Raw genomic sequence first — 23,497 nt, 5'->3', positions numbered from 1 at the left:
CCCGGGGGGAATCACTTCGGAGCGAGGCGGGTAGCGCCGTCCAGGCGGATGGTCTCGCCGTTGAGGTAGGTGTTGCCGAGGATGAAGCCGACCAGGCTGGCGAAGTCTTCCGGCTTGCCCAGGCGCGACGGGAACGGGATCGAGGCGGCCAGCGACTGCTGCACGGCTTCGGGCATGCCATCGACCATCGGCGTCCAGAACACGCCAGGAGCAATCGTATTGACGCGGATGCCGAAGCGCGACAGTTCGCGCGCCATCGGCAGCGTCATCGACACCACGCCGCCCTTGCTGGCGGCATACGCGGCCTGGCCGATCTGTCCTTCATAGGCAGCGATGCTGGCGGTGTTGATGATCACGCCGCGCTCGCCGTCTTCGCCGGCGTCGTTGTGCTGCATGCGGTTGGCCGCGGCCTTGGCCACGTTGAAGCTGCCGACCAGATTGACCATCACCGTGCCCTGGAAGCCGGCCAGCGGCATCGGGCCTTCCTTGCCGAGCACGCGACCGGCGCCGAGGATGCCGGCGCAGTTCATCGCCACGTTCAGGCCGCCGAGGAAATCGTGGGCCTGGTCGATGGCTGCAGCCACGGCCGCCTCATCGCTGACGTTGACATTGAAATAGCGGGCCTTGTCGGCACCCAGCCCGGCAACGGCAGCTGCACCCTTGTCGTCGTTGAGGTCGAACAGAGCCACCTTGCCGCCCTGGGCGACGAGGTGCTGGGCCACGGCCAGGCCGAGGCCGGAGACGCCGCCAGTGATCACGGCACGTACGGAAGACAGCTGCATTGAACGGTCCTGCAGGTTCGAGAACCGCCGATTCTAACGGAAGCGGCGACCGTCGCCGTTGTGCGCTGCGCCGCCCGAGCGGGAGCGGCGCAGCGGGGTGCTCAGCCGGTCGCTGCGAGCGCCTGGCCGGTGCGGCTGGCGGTGGCGCGGCCGAGCAGGCCGGCCAGCCAGCGGCCGGTCTCGGCCAGTGCCGGCAGGTCCACGCCACTGTCCAGGCCCAGGCCCTGCAGCAGGTAGACCACGTCCTCGCTGGCGACGTTGCCGCTGGCCCCCTTCGCGTACGGGCAGCCACCGGCGCCCGAGACTGCACTGTCGACCACGCGCACACCTGCTTCCAGGCAGGTGGCGATGTTGGCGATGGCCTGGCCGTAGGTGTCGTGGAAGTGCACGGCCAAGGCTTCCATCGGGATCTCGGCAGCGACCGCCTGCAGCATCGCCCGTGCCTTGCGTGGGGTGCCGACGCCGATGGTGTCGCCCAGCGAGATTTCGTAACAGCCCATCTGGTGCAGCGCGCGCGCCACCCGCACCACGTCGGCCAGCGGCACCTCGCCCTGGTAGGGGCAGCCGAGCACGGTGGAGACGTAGCCGCGCACGCGCACGCCATCGGCGGCGGCGCGGCGCAGGATCGGCTCGAACCGGGCCAGCGATTCGTCGATGCCGGCATTGGTGTTGGTGCGGTTGAAGGCCTCGGACGCAGCGGTGAACACCGCCACTTCCTCCACGCCCACCGCGCGGGCGCGGTCGTAGCCCTGTTCGTTCGGCACCAGTACCGGGTAGTGGATGCCCGGCCGGCGCTGGATGCCGGCGTAGACCTCGGCGGCATCGGCCAGCTGCGGAATCCACTTCGGGCTGACGAAACTGGTCGCCTCGATGCTGCGCAGGCCGGTGGCCGACAGGCGGTTGATCAGTTCGATCTTGTCGGCGGTGGACACCGACTGCTTTTCGTTCTGCAGGCCGTCACGCGGGCCGACCTCGACGATGCGGACGTAGTCGCTCATGCAGCCACCTCGCCGACGGGGCGATGGCAGACCGCTTCGATGTTGTTGCCGTCCGGGTCGAGCACGAAGGCGGCGTAGTAATCCGGGTGGTACCACGGGCGCAGGCCCGCCGCGCCGTTGTCGCGGCCACCGGCGGCGAGGGCGGCGGCGTGGAAGGCGTCCACCTGCGCGCGGCTGGCGCAGGCGAAGGCCACGTGCACGCCGTGGCTGGCGGTGCCGCCATTGCCGAGCCAGAAGAACGGCTTGCCGTCGCTGCCGAAGCCGATGTGGTCGTGGTCGCCGGTCTGTTCGGCGCTCACTTCCATCACCACGCCGATCTGCAGCGGCGCCAGCGCCTGCAGGAAGAAGGTCTTGCTGCGCGCCAGGTCGGCGCTGGTCAAACCAAGATGATCGAGCATGTTCAGGCTTCCGTGACCCAATGGGGGGCGCGCTTGTCGAGGAAGGCACCCAGGCCTTCCTGGCCCTCGGCGGACACCCGCAGGCGCGCGATCAGGGCGGCATTATCTCGATCCAGCGCATCGCGGTCATCGCTGTCGCGGACCTGCCGGACCAGCTGCTTTGCGGTGGACGAGGCGATCGGGCCGGCCTTGTCGAGCAGGGCCAGCTGGCGCTCCAGCGCCTCATCCAGGCGCTCGGGCTCGACCAGCTGGTGGACCAGGCCGATGCGCAGTGCGGTATCGGCGTCGAAGTGCTCGCCGGTGGCGAACCAGCGCCGCGCCTGGCGCGGGCCGATGGCCTCGATCACATAGGGCGAGATCACCGCCGGCAGCAGGCCGAGGCGGCTTTCGGTCAGGCCGAAGCGGGCCGAGGTGCTGGCGATGGCAATGTCGCAGCAGGCAACCAGGCCGACGCCGCCACCGAAGGCCGCGCCGTGGACCCGGGCCAGGGTCGGTTTGGGCAGCTCGTCCAGGGTGCGCATCAGCCGTGCCAGTGCCAGCGAGTCCTCGCGGTTGTCGGCCTCGCTGGCCGCCGCCATGCCGCGCATCCACTGCATGTCGGCGCCGGCCGAGAAGGAGGCGCCGTGGCCGGCGACCACCACGGCCCGGACCGAATCATCGCGGCCGGCGGCTTCCAGCGCGGCGGTCAGCCGGGCGATCAGGCTGGCGTCAAAGGCGTTGTGCAGCTCCGGCCGGTTCAGCCAGAGGGTGAGGACGGCGCCACGGCGCTCGATCTGCAAAGCATCGTTCATGGGATTCCAGGGTCACTCCATACCTGTATGGATCATAGCGGGCCATTGGTCATGGGCCATGACGCGACGCGGGAATGTTAGAATCGAGAACCATTTACATCCAGCAGAGAACACGCTAGATGACGCTGTCCGAACTGCCGCTGCACACCTCGGCCGTGGTCGAGTCCGTGCAGGACCTGCATGCCAACGATGCCATTGCCCGTCGCCTGCGCGAGCTGGGTTTCGTGAATGGCGAGGAAGTGCGCCTGGTGGCCAAGGGCCCGGTGGGCGGCGAGCCGCTGCTGGTGCAGGTCGGGTTCACCCGGTTCGCGCTGCGGATCAGTGAAGCCAAGCGGGTCGTGGTCGACGCCGCCAGCCAGGAACGACGTGCATGACCGCAATCGCCGCCACTGCCCCCCTGCGCATCGCGCTGGTCGGTAACCCCAACAGCGGCAAGACCGCGCTGTTCAACCAGCTGACCGGCAGCCGGCAGAAGGTCGCCAACTACACCGGCGTCACCGTCGAGCGCAAGGAGGGCCGCCTGCGCGCGCCGTCCGGCCGTGAATTCGCCGTGCTTGACCTGCCGGGCGCCTACAGCCTGCATCCGGCCAGCCTGGACGAGGCGATCACTCGTGACCTGTGCCGGGGCTTCTACCCGGGCGAGGCCGCGCCGGACGTGCTGCTGTGCGTGATCGACGCCACCAACCTGCGCCTGCACCTGCGCTTCGCGCTGGAGCTGCGCGAACTGGGCAAGCCGATGGTGGTGGCCCTGAACATGGTCGACGCGGCCCAGCGCCGCGGCATCCAGGTGGATGTGGCCGCGCTGGAACGCGAGCTGGGCGTGCCGGTGGTGGAGACCGTGGCGGTGCGCAAGCAGGGCGCCAAGGCCCTGGTCGAGCGCCTGGACGCCATGGTGCCGCACCTGGATGCGCCGGTGCCGGGCCCGGAAGGTGGCATCGATTACCACGCCAAGGTGCGCGGGATCCTGTCGGTCGCCGTGCGCATGCCGGCACGGACCGCGAAGATCGACGACGCGCTGGACCGCTGGCTGCTGCACCCGGTGTTCGGCCTGGTCAGCCTGGCGGTGGTGATGTTCCTGATCTTCCAGGCGGTGTACGCCTGGGCGACGCCGCTGATGGACGGCATCGAGGCTGGCTTCGCCTGGCTCGGCACCTTTGTTGGCAGCGTGCTGCCGGAAGGCCCGCTGGCCAGCCTGCTGACCGACGGCATCATCGCAGGCGTCGGCGGCGTGGTGGTGTTCCTGCCGCAGATCCTGATCCTGTTCTTCTTCATCCTGGTGCTGGAGGAGTCCGGCTACCTGCCGCGTGCGGCGTTCCTGCTCGACCGCATGATGGCGGCCGCCGGCCTGTCCGGCCGCTCGTTCATCCCGCTGCTGTCCAGCTTCGCCTGCGCGGTGCCGGGCATCATGTCCACGCGCAGCATCCAGGACCCGCGTGACCGCCTGGCCACGATCCTGGTGGCGCCGCTGATGACCTGCTCGGCGCGCCTGCCGGTGTACGCGCTGCTGATCGGTGCGTTCATTCCGCAGAAGACGGTGTGGGGCGTGTTCAACCAGCAGGGCCTGGTGCTGTTCGGCCTGTATGCGGCGGGCATTCTCAGCGCGCTGGCGATGTCGTGGATCATGAAGAAGTGGCGTCGCGACAAGAGCGAGCACCCGCTGATGCTGGAGCTGCCGTCGTACCGCCTGCCGCATGTGCGCGACCTGGCGGTGGGGCTGTACGAGCGCGGCATGATCTTCCTCAAGCGCGTCGGCGGCATCATCCTGGCGCTGACCATCCTGCTGTGGGTGCTGCTGTCGTTCCCGGCGGCACCGGCCGACGCCACGATGCCAGCCATCGACTACAGCTACGCCGGCCAGATCGGCCATGCGATGGCGGTGTTCTTCGCGCCGCTGGGCTTCAACTGGCAGATCTGCATCGCGCTGATCCCGGGCCTGGCCGCGCGCGAGGTGGCGGTGTCTTCGCTGGCCACCGTGTATGCGCTGTCGGCCGCCGATGACGATGCCGCCAGCCAGGCGCTGACCCCGCTGATCAGCGATGGCTGGTCGCTGGCGACCGCGCTGTCGCTGCTGGTCTGGTACATCTACGCCCCGATGTGCATCTCGACGCTGGCCACCATCAAGCGCGAGACCAATTCGTGGAAGCAGATGGGCTTTGCCGCGTTCTACCTGTTCGCAGCGGCTTATGTGGCCGCACTGATCACCTACCAGGTGACCAGGGCGCTGGGAGGCGGCTGATGGATACCGGCCTGCTGATCCAGTACCTGATCATCGCGGTGGCTGTGCTGGTCAGTGCCTGGGTGGTGCTGAAGAAGCAGTTCCCGGGCACCGTGCGCACGCTGCGCGGTGCGTTGGCGTTGGCCCTGTTGAAGCCGGGCCGCGCCGCCTGGCTGCAGGCGCTGGGGCGGAAGATCGCGCCGCCGGCAACGGGCGGTGGTGGTGCCTGTGGCGGTTGCGACAGCTGCGGGCCGACCAAGAAGTAGCGTCGAGCCATGCTCGACGGCCGGCCGGTGGGTGCGAACCTTCGGCCGGTGGTGCGGGCCTTCGCCCTGTGGGTGCGAACCTTGGTTCGCACGCTCTCGGGATTCAGACCTCTCTGCGGATGATCGCCCGGAAGTTCCCGTCCCGGTTCAATCGCCGCACCGATTCCCTGTTCCCATGGGCTGCCGCGAAACCTGCCACGTCGGCCAGGGCATCGAGCAGCAGGGCCTTCAACGCGTCGCGGTTACCGGCCTCCAGCAGATCTTCAAGATCCTGCTGGATGAAGGTCCGGCGCAGGCCCGGCGTTTCTTCGATCCGCCAGTCGACATGGGGCGTGGGGATGCTGGAGCGGTACCGGAAAGCCGTTTCAAGATCGTCAGGCGCGAGGGGATACGTGAGCAGTTCCGGAAAGTAGAGTCCAGCATTCACATAGAAGCCCCGGCTTTCGCTGGCGCGCTGGTGATTCACGACAAGCAGCGCGGCGTCCAGCAAGCGGTAGCGGGTCGTCGACGTCCCGGCAAAGCCGGTCTTCCTGGCGCACTTGCTGAAGACAGTCGAGGATTTCATGGGCTTTGCCTGGGCCGTAACAAGGGTCCACAGCCTTGAGGCGCAGTGCCTGACGGTCAATTGGCAAACGCGACACCCGCAACGAGCGCCCCAGGTGGGTGCGAACGCTCCAGGTGGGTGCGAACCTTGGTTCGCACGCTCTTCCAGCTAGTTGGCCCGTGAGCCCAGCTCCGCTGCCAACGCCAGCCACCGGTTGCGTTGCTCCGGCGAGCTGCTGCGCACCGCACCGAGTCGGCTGACCCGCACCGGGCGGATGCCGCAGAATTCCAGAATAGTGGCGCGGATCTGGGTGATGCCCGGGTCGCGGTAGATCCAGCGGTAATACCAGGGCGGCGTATCCAGCGTGGTGATCACCCGTGCGCTGCGACCGGCCAGCAGCCGGTCCCACCAGACTGAATCGCGCCGGTAGCGGAAGGCGTACCCCGGCAGCAGCACGCGATCGAAGAAGCCCTTCAGCAGCGCCGGCATCGCGCCCCACCAGGTGGGATAGACCAGCACCAGATGGTCGCAGGCCTCGATCGCATCCGCAGTGTCCTGCAGGTCGGCTTCCAGCGGCTGGATCTGGCGGTAGCCATGGCGCAGCACCGGATCGAACTCGAGTTCGCCCAGTGCGATCAGGCGCACCCGATGGCCAGCATTCTCGGCGGCGGTGGCGTAGCGCTGGGCGAGGGCACCGCACAGGCTGTCGCGGTCGGGATGGCCGAGCAGGATCAGGATGGAACGGGACACGGCAACCTCGGGCAATGGAAAGTGCGCGAGGTTGGGCTATGCCCTTGGGGCAGAGTCAACGACCAGCGGCGCAGCCGCTGGGTTCCAGGATGCAGTCACCGCTGCCGGAGTGCAGCCACTGCCGCAGTTCGTCGCTGACCTGCTGCAGGTCGAGCTCGACCTGCGCCAGCCGTGCCCGCTCGCTGGCGATGCGGCTGCGTTGTTGCTCAAGCAGGGCCAGCACCGCGGGCCAGTCGAGCCGTCCGTCGCGGCCCTGCAGGCGGGAGATCGCGGCCAGGGTGATGCCCAGCGCCAACGCCTGGCGGATCAGCTGCACCCAGGCCACATCCTGTTCGCTGTAGTCGCGATAGCGGTTCAGCCGAGGCACCGGCGGCAGTAGTCCGCGCGCCTCGTACAGGCGGATGGCCTTGGCGCTGGCGCCGGTCAGGCGGCTGACCTCGGAAATGCGCATTGGCTCAGTCCCGCACCAGCCCGCCATCGACCACCAGGTTCTGCCCGGTCACCGCGCGCGACCAGGGGCTGGCGAAGAACAGCGCGGCATCGGCGAATTCTGCTGGCGTGGTAACGCTGCGCAGTGGCGTGTTGGCGGCGATGTAGTCGAACACTGCCTCCGGCGTGGCAGCGCTGGCATCGGTGGTGCGCAGCAGGCCGCCGGACAGCATGTTCACGGTGATGCCATGTGGGCCGAGGTCGCCGGCCAGCGTGCGCGTGAGGGACAGTAGCGCGGCCTTGGCGGCGGTGTAGTCGTGGTAGGGCACGACCGGGTTCTGGAACAGGTTGGTGCCGATGTTGATGATGCGGCCGAAGCGGCGGGCCTGCATGCCGGGCAGGGCGGCCTGCACGGTGTTCAGCGCGCCGCGCACGCTGCCCTCGAACTGCGCCTGGAACGCCGACCAGCCGATATCGGCGGCGCCGTCGCGGGCATCACCATTGAACGAGAACGCGGCGAGCGCGTTGTTGACCACCGTGGTGACACCCTGGCCGAAGTGGGCCAGGGCGTGCTGCAGCATTGCATCGACCTGGCTGCGGTCGGTGACGTCGGCCGGCAGCGCGATCGCCTGTCCGCCCAGCTCGGTGGCCAGCGCCCGTGCGGGGCCTTCGCTGCGGTGGTAGTTGACGATGACGCGCGCACCCTGCGCCGCGAACGCGCGGGCGATGTGCTGGCCAAGGCCGCGGCCGGCGCCGGTGATCAGCACCAGCTGTTCGCTGATCTGCATGAGGGAGCTGCCATCCATTGCATGAAAGGGCATGCAGCGTAGCAGCGATGGCGCTTGCCGGAGCGGGCGTGCTGCCGCTAGCCTGCAGGCATGAACCAGACTCCTCTGCGATTGCTCATTCACGGTGCCTCCGGGCGCATGGGCCAGGCCCTGCTGCGGCTGGCCGCCGAACATCCTGAAACCCTGCAGATCGTGGCCGCAGTGACCGGCCGTGCGCCGGCACAGCGCGTAGTCGACGGCGTGCCGTTCTTCGGCGCCAGTGAGCTGCCCGGCGCGCCGGTGTTCGATGTGGCGATCGACTTCAGCCTGCCGGAGGGCTTCGACCCGATGCTGGCGCTGTGCGTGGAGCGGGGTGCCGGGCTGGTGTCGGGCACCACCGGTATCTCCAGCACGCAGCGCCAGGCGCTGGAGGCCGCGGCGGCGAAGATCCCGCTGGTATGGGCCTCGAACTTCAGCCTGGGCGTGGCGGTACTGGACGAGCTGGTGGAGCGCGCGGCGCAGGCGCTGGCCGGCTGGGACTGCGACATCGTCGAATCGCACCACACCCAGAAGAAGGATGCGCCATCGGGCACCGCGCTGACCCTGGGCGCGGCCGCGCAACGGGGCGGGGCGGAGCCGCACTACGCCAGCCTGCGTGCCGGTGACATCGTGGGCGAGCACCTGGTGCAGTTCACCGGTCTGGGCGAGCGCATCGAGCTGGTGCATCGGGCCACCAACCGCGACATCTTTGCCCGCGGCGCCCTGTTCGCCGCCCGCCAGCTGCAGGGGCGGGCGCCGGGCAGCTACCGGGTGCGGGACCTGCTGCAGTAGGGCGGGCTGATTCGTGGGGTCGGATCCCTTTCCTGCGGAAAGGTCTCTGACCCCATCCGAGGGCGCCTGGGGTCAGAGCCTTTCCCATTCGGGAAAGGATCCGACCCCGCCTCCGGCCTGCATACGCCGCCGGATTGAAATGAATGCGCAATCGCCTGTTCATGAAGCGCGATAACCGCTGGCGCGAGCGCCCCGGCAGCGCTACAATTCGCACTCGCCGAATCACGAAAGCCGGACCGGTCCCAGACCGTACGTCCGCGCTTTTTTGCAACCGGATTTCCGTGAAGCGCAGGCGTGACTTCGGCAGCCCCCTCGGTAGCCAAAGTGAGATTCCCGTGACCCAAGCCGCAATCCTCGTCCTCGAAGACGGCACCGTATTCGAGGGCGAATCCGTAGGCGCGCCCGGCCTGTCCGTCGGTGAGGTGGTGTTCAACACCGCCATGACCGGCTACCAGGAAGTGCTGACCGACCCGTCCTACGCCCGGCAGATGGTCACGCTGACCTATCCGCATATCGGTAACACCGGCATGACCGACCAGGACAACGAAGCGTCCAAGGTGTGGTCGGCCGGCCTGATCGTGCGCGACGTTCCGCGCCGCCCCAGCAACTGGCGCAGCCAGGTGTCGCTGCAGGACTGGCTGATCCAGCGTGGCGTGGTCGCCATCGCCGGCATCGACACCCGCAAGCTGACCCGCATCCTGCGCGAGAAGGGCGCGCAGAACGGTGCGCTGATGGCCGGCGACATCGACGTGGAAAAGGCACTGGAAGCCGCCCGCAAGTTCCCGGGGCTGAAGGGCATGGATCTGGCCAAGGTCGTCACTACCGAGAAGACCTACACCTGGACCGAGGGCCAGCTGGACCTGGATGCCAACGCTTTCGTCAGCGTGCCGGCCCGGTTCAAGGTCGTGGCCTACGACTTCGGCGTGAAGACCAACATCCTGCGCATGCTGGCCGAGCGTGGCTGCGAAGTGACCGTGGTACCGGCGCAGACCCCGGCCGCCGAAGTGCTGGCCCTGAAGCCGGACGGCGTGTTCCTGTCCAACGGCCCGGGTGACCCGGAGCCGTGTGACTACGCCATCGAAGCGATCAAGACCTTCATCGATGTGAAGATCCCGACCTTCGGCATCTGCCTGGGCCACCAGCTGCTGGGCCTGGCCTCGGGCGCGCAGACCATGAAGATGGGCCATGGCCACCACGGTGCCAATCACCCGGTGCAGGACCTGGACAGCGGCCGGGTGATGATCACCTCGCAGAACCACGGCTTCGCGATCGATGAAGCGACCCTGCCGCCGACCCTGCGCGTGACCCACCGTTCGCTGTTCGACGGCACCAACCAGGGTGTCGCCCGCACCGACGTGCCGGCGTTCTCGTTCCAGGGCCACCCGGAAGCGTCGCCGGGCCCGACCGATGTCGGTCCGCTGTTCGACCGCTTCGTGGTGCTGATGGAGCAGGCCAAGGCGTGATCAGTACGCCGCCGGCCCCCCGGTGGCGTCGCGATGGACCGTAAACCCCGCATCGCTGCTGCCCCCGGCGCGGCGCTGCGGATCAAGATTCCTGATCGACAGCGTGCGATCACTCCCCCTTGTCACGCTGTACTGACTTAGAGAAGAAAATGCCCAAGCGCACTGACCTCAAGACCATCCTCATCATCGGTGCTGGCCCGATCGTCATCGGCCAGGCCTGCGAGTTCGACTACTCCGGCGCCCAGGCCTGCAAGGCCCTGCGTGACGAGGGTTACCGCGTGGTGCTGGTCAACAGCAACCCGGCCACGATCATGACCGACCCGGAGATGGCCGACGCCGTCTACATCGAGCCGATCAACTGGCAGACGGTCGAGAAGATCATCGCCAAGGAAAAGCCCGATGCGCTGCTGCCGACCATGGGTGGCCAGACCGCGCTGAACTGCGCGCTGGACCTGGCCGACAACGGCGTGCTGGAGAAGTACAACGTCGAACTGATCGGCGCCAAGCGCGAAGCGATCCGCATGGCCGAAGACCGCGAGCTGTTCCGCGTGGCCATGGGTGAGATCGGCCTGGAATGCCCGACCGCCGCCGTCGCCCACACCCTGGACGAAGCGCTGGAGATCCAGACCCGCGTCGGCTACCCGACCATCATCCGCCCCAGCTTCACTCTGGGCGGCAGCGGTGGCGGCATCGCCTACAACCGCGAAGAGCTGGTCGAGATCGTCAGCCGCGGCCTGGAACTGTCGCCGACCACCGAGGTGCTGGTGGAAGAGTCGGTGCTGGGCTGGAAGGAATTCGAGATGGAAGTGGTCCGCGATACCGCGGACAACTGCATCATCGTCTGCTCGATCGAAAACCTTGACCCGATGGGCGTGCACACCGGTGACTCGATCACCGTGGCGCCGGCGCAGACCCTCACCGACAAGGAGTACCAGCGCCTGCGCGATGCCTCCATCGCCGTGCTGCGCAAGATCGGCGTCGATACCGGTGGCTCGAACGTGCAGTTCGGCATCAACCCGAAGACCGGCCGCGTGGTCGTCATCGAGATGAACCCGCGCGTGTCACGTTCCTCGGCGCTGGCCTCCAAGGCCACCGGCTTCCCGATCGCCAAGGTCGCCGCCAAGCTGGCCGTGGGTTACACCCTGGACGAACTGAAGAACGAAATCACCGGTGGCCTGACCCCGGCCTCGTTCGAACCGTCGATCGACTATGTCGTCACCAAGATCCCGCGTTTCGCCTTCGAGAAGTTCCCGGCCGCCGACGCCCGCCTGACCACCCAGATGAAGTCGGTGGGCGAGGTGATGGCGATGGGCCGTACCTTCCAGGAGTCGGTGCAGAAGGCCCTGCGTGGCCTGGAAACCGGCAAGGTCGGCTTCGACCCGACCGGCCTGGACCTGGCCAACGAAGACGACCTGCAGACCCTGCGTCGCGAGTTGAAGGCGCCGGGCCCGGAGCGCCTGTTCTTCGTCGCCGACGCGTTCCGCGCCGGCATGAGCGTGGAAGAGATCTACGCACTGTCGTTCATCGACCACTGGTTCCTGGACCAGATCGAGGAAATCATCGCTGCAGAAGGCGAAGTCGCTGCCGGTGGCATCGACGCGCTGGATGCCGCACGCCTGCGCAAGCTGAAGCGTGCTGGCTTCTCCGATGCGCGCCTGGCGCAGCTGACCGGCACCAATGAAGCCGCCATCCGCGCGCTGCGTCGTGCACACAAGGTGCGCCCGGTCTACAAGCGCGTGGACTCCTGTGCGGGTGAATTCTCCACCGGTACCGCCTACCTGTACTCGACCTACGAGGACGAGTGCGAGGCCGCGCCGAGCAACCGCGACAAGATCATGATCCTGGGCGGTGGCCCGAACCGCATCGGCCAGGGCATCGAGTTCGACTACTGCTGCGTGCACGCGGCACTGGCGCTGCGCGAGGATGGCTATGAAACCATCATGGTCAACTGCAACCCGGAAACCGTGTCGACCGACTACGACACCTCCGACCGCCTGTACTTCGAACCGCTGACCCTGGAAGACGTGCTGGAGATCGTCGAACTGGAACAGCCGAAGGGCGTGATCGTGCAGTACGGCGGCCAGACCCCGCTGAAGCTGGCGCGCGCGCTGGAAGCCAATGGCGTGCCGGTGATCGGCACCAGCCCGGACTCGATCGACCTGGCCGAAGACCGCGAGCGCTTCCAGCAGCTGGTCGACACGCTGGGCCTGAAGCAGCCGCCGAACCGCATCGCCCGCAACGACCAGGAAGCCCTGTTGCTGGCCCGCGAGATCGGCTACCCGCTGGTGGTGCGCCCGAGCTACGTGCTGGGCGGCCGTGCGATGGAAATCGTCTACGGCGAAGCCGACCTGGCCCGCTACGTGCGCGACGCGGTGAAGGTGTCCAACGATTCGCCGGTGCTGCTGGACCGCTTCCTCGACAACGCCGTGGAGTGCGACGTCGACATCATTGCCGATGCCCAGGGCAACGTCCTGATCGGTGGCGTGATGGAGCACATCGAAGAAGCCGGCGTGCACTCGGGCGATTCCTCGTGCTCGCTGCCGCCGTACTCGCTGTCGGCTGAAACCCAGGCCGAGCTGCGCCGCCAGGTGGTGGAGCTGGCCAAGGCCCTGAACGTGGTCGGCCTGATGAACACCCAGTTCGCGATCCAGACCAGCGACGAGGGTGCCGACACCATCTACCTGCTGGAAGTGAACCCGCGTGCCTCGCGCACCGTGCCGTTCGTGTCCAAGGCCACCGGCATGCCGCTGGCCAAGATCGCCGCCCGCTGCATGGCCGGCAAGACGCTGGCCGAGCAGGGCGCGACCAAGGAAATCGTGCCGGACTACTACTCGGTGAAGGAAGCGATCTTCCCGTTCGCCAAGTTCCAGGGCGTCGACCCGATCCTCGGGCCGGAGATGCGCTCCACCGGTGAGGTGATGGGCGTGGGCCGCACCTTCAACGCCGCCTTCGCGCGGGCGCAGGAAGCCGGCGGCATCAAGGCCCCGCCGGTTGGCAAGGCCTTCGTCTCGGTGCGTGATCCGGACAAGAAGCGCGTGCTGCCGGTGGCCAAGGCGCTGCTGGCGCGTGGCTACAGCCTGGTCGCTACCCGTGGCACCGCCGCCTGGCTGCAGCAGCACGGCATGGACTGCGAGATCATCAACAAGGTGGTCGAAGGCCGTCCGCACATCGTCGACTCGATCAAGAACGGCGAGATCGTCTACATCGTCAACACGACCGAAGGTCGTTCGGCGATCAACGACTCGTTCTCGATCCGTCGCGAGGCGCTGCAGCATCGCGTCACCTACTCGACCACCATTGCCGGCGCCAAGGCGCTGGTGGATTCACTGGAATTCCGCGGCACCGGTCCCGTCTGGTCGCTGCAGGAGCTGCACAAGGAGTTGAATGCATGAGAGCCCCCATCACCATGAAGGGCGCGCAGAAGCTGCGCGACGAACTGGATCACCTGAAGTCGGTCAAGCGCCCGAAGGTGATCGCCGCCATCGCCGAAGCGCGTGAGCATGGCGACCTGAAGGAGAACGCCGAGTACCACGCCGCGCGCGAGGAACAGGGCTTCATCGAAGGCCGCATCAAGCAGCTGGAAGGCGAGCTGTCGCACGCCGAGATCATCGACGTGAGCAAGCTCAACGCCGGCTCCAAGGTGGTGTTCGGCGCCAGCGTGACGCTGGCCGACGTGGAAACCGACGAAGAGAAGAAGTACCAGATCGTCGGTGACCTGGAAGCGGACATCAAGCAGGGCCTGATCGCGATTTCCTCGCCGGTGGCGCGCGCGATGATCGGCAAGCTGGAAGGCGATTCGATCGTGATCGACGCCCCGGCCGGCCAGCGCGAGTACGAGATCGTCAGCGTCAGCTACGTGGACTGACACGGTGGCAACGGCGACCCTGCTGTTGCCGGCCCGCAGCCGCTTTGCCGCGGCTGCGTTGCCGGACGATGTGGCACGTGCGCTCGGCCGTGCCACGACCGTGCAGGTCGCGCCTGGCGAACGCGCGCAGCTGACGCGCCATTTCGCGGTTGCCGCGCCGCACTGGCCGGTGGCCGCGTTGACCCGCCAGCGCGACGTCGGCGATGCGGCCGGCGCCAGCTGGCTGCGTGCCGATCCGGCCTGCATGGTGCCGGACATGCATGGCGCGCGGATGATGGCCTACGGCGAAACCCTGCGGCCGACGCTGGCCGACAGCCTGGCCCTGCTGCCGGTGCTGCAGCCCTTGTTTGCCGATGCCGGGTTCGTGCTTGACGCACCGGACCCGTCGCGCTGGTACCTGCGGCTTCCAATCGACCTGGTGCTGCCGGACTTCAATAGTCCGGACGAGGTGCTGGGCGATGACCTGTTCTCGCATCTGCCGGAGGGCGAGGGCGGCCGTCGCTGGCGGGCGCTGATGACCGAAGCGCAGGTACTGCTGCACAACCATTCCTGGAACCAGCAGCGCGCCGCTCAGGGACAACAGCCGATCAATTCGCTGTGGTTCTGGGGCGGTGGCGTGATGCCGGTGTCGGTCAGCACGCCGCACGCACAGGTGCGCAGCCGCGATGCCCTGCTGCAGGGCCTGGCCCTGGCGGCTGGCGTAGCCGTGGATGGCGAACAGGCGGTGGATGCACTGGTCGACCTGCGCCAGCTGCGTTCGCTGCAGCAGCTCGGCAATGATGCAATCCGGCCGCTGCTGGCCGCGCTCAAGCGTGGCGAGCTGCAGCGGCTGGTGCTCGATTTCGAGGACGGCCTGCAGTTCCAGCTGGACCGCGGCCAGCGCTGGCAGTTCTGGAAGAAGCCGCGGCAGCTTCACGATTGATCGGGGTCGACCGATCGGGGTCGGATCCGTTTTCCATCGGAAAACGGCTCTGACCCCCAGGGTTTGTCGGGGTTGCCGACCAGCGGCCGGCACTACCGCAGGTAGCGGCGCCTCAACGGACCTCGCTGACCACCGTCGGCAGTGTCCAGTGCCCGCCGAGCATATTGCGACACTGGCCCGTCGTGAAATCGCTGCTCTTCACGAAGCGCTCCCCGTCCCACACCCAGTCATTGGCGGAGATGCAATCGCCGACACCGCGGCCTCGGGAGCGGCCTCGCAGCGTAGCGTCATCGCGGTCAAAATCTTCGGCCAGGTTGGTGACAAAGGTCGCCTGGTAAGGCGATCTGTCTCGCACCACCCAGTAGGCGTTGCTCATGTTGTAGGCACCCACGAAGCAACTGGTGCTTGCCAGTACATGCTGGGCGTCCAGTCGCTGGATCTCGATCTCATCTGCCCCGCCATCGCTCAGGCGGCCGCACTCATCCGGCTTCGGCAGGCTGGCGATCAGCGCCTTGCGCAGGCCCGGTGCCTTGGCCAGCGCCGCGTCCGAGGCGCGCGGTGCCATCAGCGTGCCGCGCACGATCACTGGCACCGGCAACGCCGCAGGCACGCTCGCTTCGGGCTTGTCGCCACGCCGCACCAGCGCACCGGGCGTGCCCAGCCGGCCCTGGGCCTCGTCCATCTTCAGCAGTACGGCCGCTGCGCCGCTGTCGGAGATCGGCCACGCCTTGCCCTTGCCGTCGATGATCTCGATGCGTGCCTGGCGCGGCAGTGCGGCGACCAGTGCATCGGTCTGTGCCTGCTGCAACAACACGTTGTCCCCGTCGCCGGTGTCGTGCACCGGGCCCAGGTCCTTGCCGTTCAGGCGCAGGCGCAGCGCCCCGGTCGGCGTCGGGCTTTCGCCATCCTCGCCGTTGCGCAGCCGCGCGAGCACCTTCGTACCCGGGCCGCCCGCGCGTTCCAGCATCAGGCTGAGCAGATTGCCGGGTTCTTCCGGGCTGTAGCCGGCGGCGCGGCAGGTGCGGGTGTTGTCACAGGCCAGCGACCAGTCGTTGTGCTGGAACTGCACGCCGGCCTTCGGTTCGGGCGTGGCGGCGTGGGCGGCCGGGGCCAGTGCGAGGCCCAGCAGCGCGGGAAGCAGCGTGCGATGCATGCGTTGAAGTCCATTTCAGGGCCGACAAGCATGGAAGATATGCTGGCAGATTCCAAATGCTCGCGATCAGGGGGGGGGAGCCTCCTGCGGGCAGAGAGATCCGACCCCGCGCTATCATGGGGATGTCTTCCGCAACCCGGCGATGCCGATGTCCCTTGCCGCCGATGCTGTGCAGCCATTCCCTGATACGCCGACGATCCGCCGCCGCGATGCGGTTGCGCCCGGCAGCTGGCCGGAGGGCACGCTGCCGCTGCTGGCGCGTCTCTATGCCAACCGGGGCGCGGGTACACCGGAGTTGGCGCAGCCGAAACTGGGCCATCTGCACGCCCCCGAGCTGCTGACCGGCATCGATGATGCGGTGGGTCTGCTGATCGAGGCCATCGCCAATGACAAGCGCATCCTGGTGGTCGGCGATTTCGATTGCGATGGCGCCACCGCCTGTGCGGTCGGCGTGCGTGGCCTGCGCATGCTCGGCGCGCAGCATGTCTTCCACGCGGTGCCGAACCGAATGGTGCACGGCTACGGCCTGTCACCTTCTCTGGTGGAGGAGCTGGCCGAGCTGCAGCCGGACCTGCTGGTTACGGTCGACCACGGCATCGCCTGCCATGCGGGTGTGACCGCGGCCAAGGCGCGGGGCTGGCAGGTGCTGGTCACCGACCATCACCTACCCGGGCCGCAGCTGCCGCCGGCCGATGTCATCGTCGATCCCAATCTCGACGGTGATGCCTTCCCCAGCAAGTCGCTGGCCGGCGTCGGCGTGATCTTCTACGTGCTGATGGCGCTGCGCCGGCACATGCGCGAGGCCGGCGTCTTCGCCGATGGCAAGGGGCCGGACCTGACCACGCTGCTGGACCTGGTGGCGGTCGGCACCGTCGCCGACCTGGTGGCGCTGGATCCGAACAACCGGGCACTGGTCAGCGCGGGCCTGCGGCGTCTGCGCGCGGGGCAGGGCTGTGTCGGCCTGCGTGCGCTGATCGAAGCCAGCGGCCGTGATGCCGCGCGGCTCACAGCCACCGACATCGGCTTCGCGCTCGGCCCGCGCCTGAATGCCGCGGGCCGGCTGGAAGACATGGCGCTGGGCATCGCGCTGCTGCTGACCGAAGACCCGCGCCAGGCGCGCGAGATCGCGCAGACGCTGGAGCAGATCAATTCGGAACGGCGCGCCGTGCAGCAGTCGATGACCGACGATGCCGAGCAGGCGTTGACCCGGGTGGTGCTGGACATGGCCGGTCAGCGACCGGTGGCGGCCTGCCTGTTCGATGCCGACTGGCATCCGGGCGTGGTCGGCCTGGTCGCGTCGAAGATGAAGGACCGCCTGCATCGCCCGGTGATCGCCTTTGCCCCGGCCGAACCGGGCGCCGACACCCTGCGTGGCTCGGCGCGCTCGATTCCCGGCCTGCACATCCGTGACGCCCTGGCGCTGGTCGACGCGCGCCATCCGGGCCTGATCGAACGCTTCGGCGGCCACGCCATGGCGGCCGGGCTCAGCCTGCGGCGTGACCACGTCGATGACTTCAAGGCCGCCTTCGTCGCCGTGGTGCTGGAAATGCTCGATCCGGCGGCACTGCAGCAGCAGGTCCTCAGCGACGGTGAGCTGGCCGCCAACGAACTCGATCATCGCCATGCCGATGCGCTGCGTCTGGCAGGCCCATGGGGCCAGGGCTTCCCCGAGCCGCTGTTCGACGGCCACTTCGAAGTGGCCAACTGGCGCGTGCTGAAGGAGCGTCACCTGAAGCTGGAGCTGCGCCTGCCGGGCGTGCCCGGCACCATCAACGCGATCCACTTCGGCGGCTGGCACGGCAACGCGCCCGGTCGCCATGTGCATCTCGCCTATCGCCTCGCCTGCGACGACTATCGCGGCGGCAGCGCCATCCAGCTGATCGTGGAGCACTGCCTGCCCGCATAGAAAAAGGGGACGGAGGGGATTAAGTCGCTTGTGCCTTGTTTGCCACTTGCGACTTAATCCCCTCCGTCCCCTTTTTGGGGGCGCCAACCCCATTACGGTTGCTGGTGCGTTCAAAGGTTCACGATCCCACTGGAGTCCGCTCATGGTCTTCGTCCGTTGCTGCACTGTGTTGTTGCTGGCCCTCGCGGCCTGGCCCGCTGGCGCGCAGTCGCCGCCGATCTCCCGGCCGCAGGCCAGCATGCCTTTGCTGATTGCCCCGGCCGCCGAGCAGGCGGTGCAGCTGCGACACGCCCGCATCGAAGGCGAAGTCCAGGCCGGCATCGCCCAGACCCGGATCACACTGGAATTCCACAACCCGAACCGGCGCGTGCTGGAGGGCGAGCTGCAGTTCCCGCTGGCCGACGGTCAGCAGGTCAGCGGCTTCGCGCTGGATATCAACGGCGAGATGCGTGACGCGGTGCCGGTGCCCAAGGATCGCGGCCGCCAGGTGTTCGAGGAGATCGCCCGTCGCGGGGTCGACCCGGGCCTGCTGGAACAGACCGCCGGCAACCAGTTCCGGTTGCGCATCTACCCGCTGCCGGCCGGCGGTAGCCGGCGCGTGGAGCTGGTGATTCGCGAGCCGTTGGCCTTCGCCGGACAAGGCTGGCAGTGGACGCTGCCGCTGCAGTTCGCCGCCGGCGCGGCCTCGGTTGAACTGAAACTGCAGACACCCGGCGCGACCACTGCAGGTACGGCACCCTTCCGCATCAGCGCGGGCCAACTGCTGTGGCAGGGCAAGGGCGCGCAGTTGCCGCAGCAGCTGCAGTGGAACCTGCCGGCAGCACGTCAGGCGCAGGTCCAGGTGGCGCCCTGGCAGGATGGGCACTACCTGCTGGCACAACTGCCGGTGGCGGCCAGCAGTAAGCCGCGCACGCTGCCCAGCGAGATCGGCCTGCTGTGGGACGGCTCCGGATCGGCGGGACAGCGCGATCGCTCACGGGAGTTCGCCCTGCTGGATCGCTACTTCGCTGCGCTGGGTGACGGCACCGTGGCCTTGACCGTGCTGCGGGATCGCGCCGAGCCGGTAAGGCGCTTCCGCATCCGCGCCGGTAACTGGAGTGAGCTGCGTGCGGCACTGCAGGCCGTACGCCCGGACGGTGCCAGCGCGCTGGCGCAGTGGCAGCCGCAATCGAGCGTGAAGGAATACCTGCTGTTCAGCGATGGCCTGCTGACCTATGGGCCGGAACAGCTGCCGGCGATGGCGCCGGACCAACGCCTGTTTGCGGTCAGCAGCGCCGGCGCGCGCACCGATGCCGTGCGACTGCGTGGATGGAGCGAAGCGCATGGCGGTCGCTTCGTAGCGCTGGGGAAGGATGTCGAATTGGCCGCCCGTGAGCTGCTGTCGTCGCCGCTGGATGTGCAGGTCGATGCAGGGCGCGGCGTGCAGGACGTGGTGATCGATCGTCGCAGTGAAGCCCAGGGCTGGTTGTGGCTGCATGCACGACTGGCGGCCGACGGCGTGCCGATGCGGGTGCGCGTGGGTGGCGGCGAATGGCAGGCGCTGCCCGCCACGCAGAAGAGCAAAGACGGTGAACTGCTGGCAGGCTTGTGGGCGCAGGCGCGCCTGCAGCAGCTGGCCGCCGACCGCCGTGGCAACCGTGAGGCGATGCAGCGCCTGTCACAACAGTTCGGCCTGGTCGGGCCGGATACCTCGCTGATCGTGCTGGAGACGCTGGAGGACTACCTGCGCTATGCGATCCGCCCTTCGGGCACGTTGCGCGCCGAGTACGACGCCAGGTTTGCAGTGCAGGTAAGTGATCGCGCCGCAGCCGATCGCCAGCGCCTGGATGAAGTGGCCGCTCGCTGGAAGGAGCGCCAGCAGTGGTGGAACCGCAGCTGGCCGAAGGGTGTGCCGCCGCAGCCGAAGGGCGGGGCACTCGAAGTGGCCTCCGCGGACTACGCGATGGAATCAGCGCCGGTGGCGATGCTCGCCGCGCCGGCCCCGGCGGCACCACCCGCCCCGGCACCGATGGCCGCCGCCGCCGAGCAGCGCATGGAAGCCAGCAGCGCGCGTGCGCGTCGCTCAGCGCCTGCATCGAACAAGGCCCTGGATTCAATCACGGTCACTGGTGGCCGTGTCGCTGCGCCCGCTGCTGCCAACGACGGCCAACTCGGCATCCAGCTGGCGGCCTGGCAGCCGGACTCGGCCATCGCCCGGCGCCTGCGCGAGGGCCCGCCGTCGCAACTCTACGACCGCTATCTGGCCGAGCGCGATGCCCACGCCGACAGCAGCGCGTTCTTCCTCGATGTGGCCGACCTGCTGCTGGAGCAGGGCCAGCGCGAACTGGCACTGCGGGTACTGTCGAACCTGGCCGAGATGGATCTGGACAACCGGCATCTGCTGCGCGTGCTCGGCTACCGGCTGATGCAGGCTGATGCCCCGGCACTGGCGGTGCCGGTGTTCGAGCAGGTGCTGGCGATGGGCCAGGAAGAACCGCAGAGCTTCCGCGACCTGGGCCTGGCGCTGGCAGCGGCCGGCAAGCCGCAGCAGGCGCTGGCGCCGCTGTACCAGGTGGTGGTGCGGCCGTGGGACAGCCGCTTCGATGGCATCGCCCTGATCGCATTGGATGAGCTGACCAACCTGGTGGCGCGCAGCACGCCACGGCTGGATACCTCGGCCATCGACCCGCGCCTGCTGCAGGCAATGCCGCTGGACCTGCGCGTGGTGCTGTCCTGGGATGCCGACAACAGCGACATGGACCTGTGGGTGACCGACCCGAACGGCGAGCGTGCCTACTACGGCAACCGCCAGACCTACCAGGGCGGGCGGATGTCGCAGGACTTCACCGGCGGCTATGGCCCCGAGCAGTTCTCGCTGCGCAACGCCAAGCCGGGCAAGTACAAGGTCGAGGCGAACTATTTCGGCAGTCGCCAGCAGCTGGTGACCGGTGCGACGACGCTGATGCTGCGCCTGACCACCCATTGGGGCACGGCCAAGCAGAAGGACCAGATGGTGACGATGCGGCTGAAGGATCGCGCCGAAACCGTGCTGGTGGGCGAGTTCGAGGTGCGTTGATCGCTCGGGCACCCGTGTAGAGTCGAGCTGGCTCGACTGCCTCAATGTAGAGCCGAGCCTGCGCTCGGCTCATGGCAGAAGCAGCCGAGCGTGGGCTCGGCTCTACACTACTGCGGTGCGCGCCATTGGCGCCGCCGGCGGATTCGCACGCAGGCCGAACAGGGGCCGCAGCCAACGCACGCGACGGATCAGCAACTCATGGATCAGCAGGCAGCCGCCGACAGTACCGGCCAGCAGCAGGGCCGGTTCCATCCACGGGCCCAACTGAAGTGGCTTGAGCCAGAACAGCAGCACGATGATCAGGCTCTGGTGCAGCATGTACCAGGGATAGATCGCCTCGGTGCAGTACGGCAGCCAGCGGAACGGGCGATCGAGGAAGACCTTTCCCCAGCCGAGGATGGCCAGCAGCGCGGTCCATACGTAAAGCGACTGGCTGGCCCGGCCCTGCAGGTCCCAGAACGGTTCGGGCCATTGCCGCAGCTGGGAATCGGCGGGCAATACCTGGCCGAGGATGCGCAACCCCAGATACCAGCCGACGGCAGCCAGCGCCAGCCATAGCGTGGTGCGGCGCAGGGCGACCACGCGCTCCCAGAACACCGGTTCACGACCCAGCAGGTAGCCGGCCAGGAACACCGTCGCGTACTTCGCGTGCTGGTACCAGTCGCCGAGCAGGGCATTGGTGGACGGGTAGATCGGCTCCAGCCAGATCACCCAGGCCAGCAGCAGGGCGGACGGAAGGCCGATCAGCAGCATCGGCGATGCTGCGCAGAGCGCCATCGCGCGGCGAACCACCGCCGTTCCCAGCAATGGCATCAACAGGGCCAAGGCCAGCGTGTAGTTCCACAGATAGGCCAGGTACCACAGGTGGTTCCAGGTGATGCCGTACTGCCAGCCGGCGAAGCTGCCTTCCGGCCACGGCCGCACCTGCCAGTAGCGCAGCAGGAACTGGCCGAAGCCGGGTACCACGTGGCCGTTGGCCACGCCTTCGCAATAGGGCTGGATCGGCACGATCACGAACATGCCGAACAGCAGCGGCAGCAGCAGCCGCCAGGTGCGCAGGCCGGCGAAGCGCAGCAACCTGCCTTCCGGCCGCATCAGCGCGATGGCGATACCCGAGATCAGGAACAGCAGCGACATCCGCCAGCGGTTGACGAACAGCATCGGCCACTGCAGCCATTCGGCGGTATGCACGCTCTTGAGGTGAAAGCCCCAGTCGTCCACGTAGGCCATGGCGGTGTGGTAGAGGATCAGCAGGGCGAAGGCGAACACGCGCAGGGCGTCGATGTCGTAGCGTCGGGTCATGGTGGTGGTGTGCCGGAGAGTCGAGCCAAGGTGACGCCGCCCGGTCCGTGCGGCGACTGGCAAGGGGCCGCTGGAACCGACGCAGTGACCAATGGCGGGGGTGGTGGGATCAATGGAGCCGCTACCCTTTGTCCCTTGAGGCAGGCTGGAGCACCGCAACGACATGGATGCAGCAATGACTCAGGGCCGACCATCGCGCTGGCGTACTTCAACCCGGCTGCTGGTATGGGCGGCGATCCTGTCGGCCTCGGCAGTGACCAATGCGCTGGTGGAAGTGATGGACGCCAGTCGCCGCGGCGCCGATCTCGGGCTGTGGGAGCCGATGATCTGGGAGTTCAGCAGCCTCGGCCTGGTCCTGTTGACCCTGCCGCTGCTGTGGTGGGGCTGCGAGCGCTGGCCGCTGCATGCCGATACCTGGAAGCGGCGATTGCCGCTGTATCTGCTGGCCAGCGTCGGCTGGTCGCTGCTGCACGTGGTGGGGATGGTGCTGCTGCGGCACCTGGCCTACGGGTCGCTGGGCCATCGCTACCAGGATGATGCCGGCTGGCTGGAGCGTTTTGCCTACGAATACCTGAAGGATGTACGCACGTTTGCGATGTTCGTGGCACTGGAGCACTTTGCCAGCTGGTTCGGCCGGCGCAGGCAGGGCGAGGCGAGCCTGCTGGCCGAGCCGGACGTCGGCCCGCCGGTGGAGCCGGTCGAGCGCCCCCAGCACTTCCTGGTGCGCAAGCTGGGCAAGGAGTTCCTGGTCGCCACGGCGGACGTGGAGTATGCCCAGGCCGCGGGGAACTATGTGAACCTGCGGGTACGCGGCCACGACTATCCGCTGCGGATCACCATGGCGGTGCTGGAGCAGCGGCTCGACCCGGGCGAGTTCCTGCGCCCGCACCGCAGCTGGCTGATCCATCGGGGCCAGCTGCGCTCGATCGAGCCGCTGGACGGTGGCGAGGCCCTGCTGCACATGGCCGACGGGGCGAAAGTGCCGTGCAGCCGGCGCCAGCTGCCGCTGCTGCGGCAGGCGCTGGGGGCAGGGTGAGGCCCTCATTCCGGGCACCCGCAG

Annotated in this window: 21 protein-coding genes; 11 read left to right on the top strand and 10 right to left on the bottom strand. The window is 68.0% G+C overall.

All coding sequences use genetic code 11. The features are described from left to right. Positions 1–11: 11 nt before the first annotated feature. From AC5P6H_RS07315 to AC5P6H_RS07300, 4 genes are all read right to left on the bottom strand, one after another. Entirely contained in the window at positions 12–782 is a 771-nt protein-coding gene (locus AC5P6H_RS07315; protein WP_014646983.1) for an SDR family oxidoreductase, read from the bottom strand. A gap of 101 nt (positions 783–883) precedes the next feature. Further along, positions 884–1,780, bottom strand: coding sequence for a hydroxymethylglutaryl-CoA lyase (locus AC5P6H_RS07310; RefSeq protein WP_049440083.1), 897 nt, complete (start codon positions 1,778–1,780; stop codon positions 884–886). Continuing rightward, positions 1,777–2,178: a VOC family protein gene (locus AC5P6H_RS07305; protein ID WP_478409615.1), complete on the bottom strand. Its 402-nt coding sequence runs from the start codon at positions 2,176–2,178 to the stop codon at positions 1,777–1,779. Before AC5P6H_RS07305 ends, AC5P6H_RS07310 begins: the two co-directional genes overlap by 4 nt. A gap of 2 nt (positions 2,179–2,180) precedes the next feature. After that, on the bottom strand, positions 2,181–2,969 hold the full coding sequence (locus tag AC5P6H_RS07300) for an enoyl-CoA hydratase/isomerase family protein (protein ID WP_100449967.1): 789 nt from the start codon (positions 2,967–2,969) through the stop codon (positions 2,181–2,183). Between the two features lie 119 nt (positions 2,970–3,088). On the opposite strand from AC5P6H_RS07300, the gene AC5P6H_RS07295 reads away from it, so the two are divergent. From AC5P6H_RS07295 to AC5P6H_RS07285, 3 genes are read left to right on the top strand one after another with little or no spacing between them, the layout of a single operon-like run. After that, a complete protein-coding gene (locus AC5P6H_RS07295) occupies positions 3,089–3,343 on the top strand; it encodes a FeoA family protein (RefSeq protein ID WP_005416370.1) in 255 nt (84 codons plus the stop codon). Continuing rightward, complete coding sequence (gene feoB, locus AC5P6H_RS07290) at positions 3,340–5,205, top strand: ferrous iron transporter B (RefSeq protein ID WP_032959475.1); 1,866 nt, start codon at positions 3,340–3,342, stop codon at positions 5,203–5,205. The genes AC5P6H_RS07295 and feoB overlap by 4 nt, the downstream gene beginning before the upstream one ends. Next, positions 5,205–5,450 (top strand): DUF6587 family protein, encoded by a 246-nt coding sequence (locus AC5P6H_RS07285; RefSeq protein ID WP_032959473.1) that lies wholly within the window; start codon positions 5,205–5,207, stop codon positions 5,448–5,450. The genes feoB and AC5P6H_RS07285 overlap by 1 nt, the downstream gene beginning before the upstream one ends. A 103-nt stretch (positions 5,451–5,553) precedes the next feature. Here AC5P6H_RS07285 and AC5P6H_RS07280 read toward each other — a convergent pair whose 3' ends face one another. The 4 genes from AC5P6H_RS07280 to AC5P6H_RS07265 all read right to left on the bottom strand — a co-directional run bounded on the left by AC5P6H_RS07280 (position 5,554) and on the right by AC5P6H_RS07265 (position 7,961). After that, positions 5,554–6,015, bottom strand: a complete 462-nt coding sequence (locus tag AC5P6H_RS07280) for a DUF4304 domain-containing protein (RefSeq protein ID WP_142234665.1) — start codon at positions 6,013–6,015, stop codon at positions 5,554–5,556. Between the two features lie 147 nt (positions 6,016–6,162). Then, the gene (locus AC5P6H_RS07275; protein WP_049408776.1) at positions 6,163–6,744 is read right to left on the bottom strand and encodes an NAD(P)H-dependent oxidoreductase; all 582 of its coding nucleotides are present in this window, start codon (positions 6,742–6,744) and stop codon (positions 6,163–6,165) included. Between the two features lie 55 nt (positions 6,745–6,799). Then, a complete protein-coding gene (locus AC5P6H_RS07270) occupies positions 6,800–7,195 on the bottom strand; it encodes a MerR family transcriptional regulator (protein WP_046429960.1) in 396 nt (131 codons plus the stop codon). A 4-nt stretch (positions 7,196–7,199) separates the two neighbouring features. Next, positions 7,200–7,961, bottom strand: a complete 762-nt coding sequence (locus AC5P6H_RS07265; RefSeq protein WP_495202433.1) for a 3-oxoacyl-ACP reductase — start codon at positions 7,959–7,961, stop codon at positions 7,200–7,202. Positions 7,962–8,051: 90 nt separating this feature from the next. Here AC5P6H_RS07265 and dapB point away from each other — a divergent pair, with 90 nt between their 5' ends. From dapB to AC5P6H_RS07240, 5 genes are all read left to right on the top strand, one after another. Further along, positions 8,052–8,771, top strand: coding sequence for a 4-hydroxy-tetrahydrodipicolinate reductase (gene dapB / locus AC5P6H_RS07260; protein ID WP_080052982.1), 720 nt, complete (start codon positions 8,052–8,054; stop codon positions 8,769–8,771). A gap of 335 nt (positions 8,772–9,106) precedes the next feature. Continuing rightward, a complete protein-coding gene (carA, locus tag AC5P6H_RS07255; protein ID WP_014646993.1) occupies positions 9,107–10,234 on the top strand; it encodes a glutamine-hydrolyzing carbamoyl-phosphate synthase small subunit in 1,128 nt (375 codons plus the stop codon). Between the two features lie 149 nt (positions 10,235–10,383). Further along, a complete protein-coding gene (gene carB / locus AC5P6H_RS07250) occupies positions 10,384–13,626 on the top strand; it encodes a carbamoyl-phosphate synthase large subunit (protein WP_014646994.1) in 3,243 nt (1,080 codons plus the stop codon). A gap of 8 nt (positions 13,627–13,634) precedes the next feature. Beyond that, positions 13,635–14,099, top strand: a complete 465-nt coding sequence (greA, locus tag AC5P6H_RS07245; RefSeq protein ID WP_181453298.1) for a transcription elongation factor GreA — start codon at positions 13,635–13,637, stop codon at positions 14,097–14,099. Between the two features lie 4 nt (positions 14,100–14,103). Then, positions 14,104–15,021 (top strand): Regulatory protein, RpfE type, encoded by a 918-nt coding sequence (locus AC5P6H_RS07240; protein WP_014646995.1) that lies wholly within the window; start codon positions 14,104–14,106, stop codon positions 15,019–15,021. Between the two features lie 112 nt (positions 15,022–15,133). On the opposite strand, the gene AC5P6H_RS07235 is transcribed toward AC5P6H_RS07240, so the two are convergent. Further along, positions 15,134–16,174 carry a DUF1176 domain-containing protein gene (locus tag AC5P6H_RS07235; protein WP_049440092.1) on the bottom strand — a complete coding sequence of 347 codons (1,041 nt, stop codon included), beginning with the start codon at positions 16,172–16,174 and terminating at the stop codon, positions 15,134–15,136. Between the two features lie 148 nt (positions 16,175–16,322). On the opposite strand from AC5P6H_RS07235, the gene recJ reads away from it, so the two are divergent. Both recJ and AC5P6H_RS07225 read left to right on the top strand, forming a co-directional pair. Further along, a complete protein-coding gene (recJ, locus tag AC5P6H_RS07230; protein ID WP_241886774.1) occupies positions 16,323–18,080 on the top strand; it encodes a single-stranded-DNA-specific exonuclease RecJ in 1,758 nt (585 codons plus the stop codon). Positions 18,081–18,222: 142 nt separating this feature from the next. Further along, positions 18,223–21,135: a DUF2135 domain-containing protein gene (locus tag AC5P6H_RS07225; protein ID WP_227864418.1), complete on the top strand. Its 2,913-nt coding sequence runs from the start codon at positions 18,223–18,225 to the stop codon at positions 21,133–21,135. A gap of 102 nt (positions 21,136–21,237) precedes the next feature. Here the strand turns inward: AC5P6H_RS07225 and AC5P6H_RS07220 are convergent, their stop codons facing one another. Further along, positions 21,238–22,437, bottom strand: coding sequence for an acyltransferase family protein (locus AC5P6H_RS07220; protein WP_495202432.1), 1,200 nt, complete (start codon positions 22,435–22,437; stop codon positions 21,238–21,240). A 175-nt stretch (positions 22,438–22,612) separates the two neighbouring features. Here AC5P6H_RS07220 and AC5P6H_RS07215 point away from each other — a divergent pair, with 175 nt between their 5' ends. Next, entirely contained in the window at positions 22,613–23,473 is an 861-nt protein-coding gene (locus AC5P6H_RS07215) for a LytTR family DNA-binding domain-containing protein (protein WP_032959458.1), read from the top strand. Positions 23,474–23,497: the final 24 nt, after the last annotated feature.

Source organism: Stenotrophomonas sp. YJH_SMC_110, assembly GCF_059369255.1.
The sequence above is the reverse complement of the archived record's forward strand: the minus strand, read 5'-3'. Positions and strand labels throughout refer to the sequence as shown.

Coding starts and splice junctions, on each gene's coding strand:
- AC5P6H_RS07295 (WP_005416370.1), top strand. CDS start 3,089: ATGACGCTGTCCGAACTGCCGCTGCACACCTCGGCCGTGGTCGAGTCC.
- AC5P6H_RS07220 (WP_495202432.1), bottom strand. CDS start 22,437: ATGACCCGACGCTACGACATCGACGCCCTGCGCGTGTTCGCCTTCGCC.
- dapB (WP_080052982.1), top strand. CDS start 8,052: ATGAACCAGACTCCTCTGCGATTGCTCATTCACGGTGCCTCCGGGCGC.
- AC5P6H_RS07315 (WP_014646983.1), bottom strand. CDS start 782: ATGCAGCTGTCTTCCGTACGTGCCGTGATCACTGGCGGCGTCTCCGGC.
- AC5P6H_RS07285 (WP_032959473.1), top strand. CDS start 5,205: ATGGATACCGGCCTGCTGATCCAGTACCTGATCATCGCGGTGGCTGTG.
- AC5P6H_RS07305 (WP_478409615.1), bottom strand. CDS start 2,178: ATGCTCGATCATCTTGGTTTGACCAGCGCCGACCTGGCGCGCAGCAAG.
- AC5P6H_RS07270 (WP_046429960.1), bottom strand. CDS start 7,195: ATGCGCATTTCCGAGGTCAGCCGCCTGACCGGCGCCAGCGCCAAGGCC.
- AC5P6H_RS07310 (WP_049440083.1), bottom strand. CDS start 1,780: ATGAGCGACTACGTCCGCATCGTCGAGGTCGGCCCGCGTGACGGCCTG.
- carB (WP_014646994.1), top strand. CDS start 10,384: ATGCCCAAGCGCACTGACCTCAAGACCATCCTCATCATCGGTGCTGGC.
- feoB (WP_032959475.1), top strand. CDS start 3,340: ATGACCGCAATCGCCGCCACTGCCCCCCTGCGCATCGCGCTGGTCGGT.
- AC5P6H_RS07300 (WP_100449967.1), bottom strand. CDS start 2,969: ATGAACGATGCTTTGCAGATCGAGCGCCGTGGCGCCGTCCTCACCCTC.
- AC5P6H_RS07225 (WP_227864418.1), top strand. CDS start 18,223: ATGGTCTTCGTCCGTTGCTGCACTGTGTTGTTGCTGGCCCTCGCGGCC.
- recJ (WP_241886774.1), top strand. CDS start 16,323: ATGTCCCTTGCCGCCGATGCTGTGCAGCCATTCCCTGATACGCCGACG.
- AC5P6H_RS07235 (WP_049440092.1), bottom strand. CDS start 16,174: ATGCATCGCACGCTGCTTCCCGCGCTGCTGGGCCTCGCACTGGCCCCG.
- AC5P6H_RS07215 (WP_032959458.1), top strand. CDS start 22,613: ATGACTCAGGGCCGACCATCGCGCTGGCGTACTTCAACCCGGCTGCTG.
- AC5P6H_RS07265 (WP_495202433.1), bottom strand. CDS start 7,961: ATGCAGATCAGCGAACAGCTGGTGCTGATCACCGGCGCCGGCCGCGGC.
- AC5P6H_RS07280 (WP_142234665.1), bottom strand. CDS start 6,015: ATGAAATCCTCGACTGTCTTCAGCAAGTGCGCCAGGAAGACCGGCTTT.